The organism is Kocuria subflava (genome assembly GCF_012163155.1).
GTDB classification, from domain to species: domain Bacteria; phylum Actinomycetota; class Actinomycetes; order Actinomycetales; family Micrococcaceae; genus Kocuria; species Kocuria subflava.
This window is the reverse complement of the sequence record NZ_JAAVUN010000144.1, coordinates 1-647: the sequence shown is the minus strand read 5'-3', so window position 1 is coordinate 647 and position 647 is coordinate 1. Positions and strand designations below refer to the sequence as shown.

Below are 647 nucleotides of genomic sequence, written 5' to 3'. Positions count from 1 at the left end.
CCATCACGGCCGTGGCCAAGCAGAACGAACTCGACCCCAAGCGCTTTGCCCCCAAGGCGATTCAGCACGCCATCTCAGGGCTCAAGAACGAATTGGTCGACGACGAGACCTACCTGTCCCGGGCCTCCGCCAACGACCCCTGGGAGCAGGCCGTGGCCCAGGTGTACCGCGGGTACACGCAGCGCCTGCGTGCCGCCAACGCCCTGGACTTCGATGACCTCATCGCCCAGACGGTGCACATGCTGCGGGCCTTCCCCGCGATCGCCGAGTTTTACCGACGCCGCTACCGCCACGTCTTGATCGACGAGTACCAGGACACCAACCACGCCCAGTACGCCCTGGTACGCGAAATCGTCGGTGACGGCCAGGACGCGTCGGTCCCACGGGGCGAACTCACCGTGGTGGGGGACTCGGACCAGTCCATCTACGCGTTCCGTGGTGCGGACATCCGCAACATCGTGGACTTCGAGCAGGACTACCCGAACGCCAGGACCGTGCTGCTTGAACAGAACTACCGTTCGACCCAGACCATCCTCTCGGCGGCCAACGCCGTGATCGCCAAGAACACCGGGCGGCAGCCCAAGCGGCTGTGGACCTCCACGGGCGACGGCGCGAACATCGTGGGCTACGCCGCCGAGTCCGCGCAC

Annotated in this window: 1 protein-coding gene; it reads left to right on the top strand. The window is 66.2% G+C overall.

Annotated features, from left to right (window positions below; genetic code table 11):
• On the top strand, positions 1-647 hold a 647-nt coding region (locus GTW58_RS13440), incomplete at both ends, for an ATP-dependent helicase (protein WP_168023597.1).